Source organism: Achromobacter sp. Marseille-Q0513 (genome assembly GCF_018195695.1).
GTDB lineage: Bacteria > Pseudomonadota > Gammaproteobacteria > Burkholderiales > Burkholderiaceae_B > Achromobacter.
The window spans coordinates 1-1,046 of sequence record NZ_JAGTJY010000381.1 but is presented as its reverse complement, the minus strand read 5'-3'; the positions used below and the strand labels follow the sequence as shown (position 1 = coordinate 1,046).

The following is a 1,046-nucleotide window of genomic DNA, read 5'->3' as shown; positions in this document are numbered from 1 at the left end:
CCGCCCCTTCCTACAACCAGCAGACCCCCCCGCAACCCCGGCCCCAGAACCCCAAACCGTACACCACCCGCCTCGAAGCGCCGATTTACATCGCCGAAACGCCTCAAGGCACCAGCAAGACCATCGCCGCCTTCGTCGGAGCCCTGCTGGGATTCGCGTTCCTGGTGACTCTCTTCGCCTTGCGGGCATGGTTCACGCCCAATCGTGCCTGACGTCCGGCTCCAGCCCGACGCTTTGCCAAAATGCCCGGTATCGCCCTATCATCCCCAGCGAAGTCCAGATTCATCCTGCTCTGCGCAGTGTTGTTTTACGGATTCTCCATTTCCGTATCGCATGCGCTGTACCTCAGCTATGAACAGGCCTATTGGGGCTTTTTTCATCCGTCGCTCGACGTCTCGAAGATTGTCGCGATGATCATGATGCTGGCGGTCACCACACTGGCAATGCCCGTCAGGTTCAACCGCGCATCCTCCGTCATCCTGTTGCTTTTGTTTCTGCTTGTCTTCGTTCCGGGCGTCGTTATAAACCTGGAAAACCATGATGACGGCCTGGAAAAATATGGCTTCCTGATGGGCGCACTGGCCTTCGGCATGACTCTGCTTTTCGCCTCTGTGCGCGCGTTCGGCGCAGAACCTACCACCACGCCTGTTTTTGGCCCGAGCAAAAGAATGGCTTCGTTATTCTTTGTCGCCTGGCTCATTTGCTGCGTGCTGCTGCTGGCGATCTACAGCGATTCCATGAGCCTTCAGAGCCTCGGGGACGTTTACGGCCAGAGAGCAAAAGGTGCCGCGACGTCTCCCACCATAGGATATGTGCAGGTTTATTTCGCCTTCCTCATCAACCCTTTCCTGTTCGCCTACGGCCTGGCGAACCGTCGCTGGCTCGCCGTGGCCGTAGCCCTGTGCGGTTTCCTGATCGCCTATATGATCACCGCCGAGCGGACCGTGTTCCTGCTGCCGTTCGCAATGTTGCTGATTTACCAGGTCGTCCGCCTCCGATTCTTGACGATCCGGCACGTGACGGTATTGATTCTAGGGTTCTCGACG

At 57.8% G+C, this 1,046-nt stretch carries 2 protein-coding genes; both read left to right on the top strand.

What is annotated here, in order from left to right; all coding sequences use genetic code 11:
• Positions 1 to 212 (top strand): hypothetical protein (locus tag KDH83_RS30780; RefSeq protein WP_212322851.1); only part of this gene is annotated, 212 nt, incomplete at its 5' end.
• A 30-nt stretch (positions 213 to 242) separates the two neighbouring features.
• The coding region (locus KDH83_RS30775) for a hypothetical protein (protein WP_212322849.1) at positions 243 to 1,046 on the top strand (804 nt) is incomplete at its 3' end.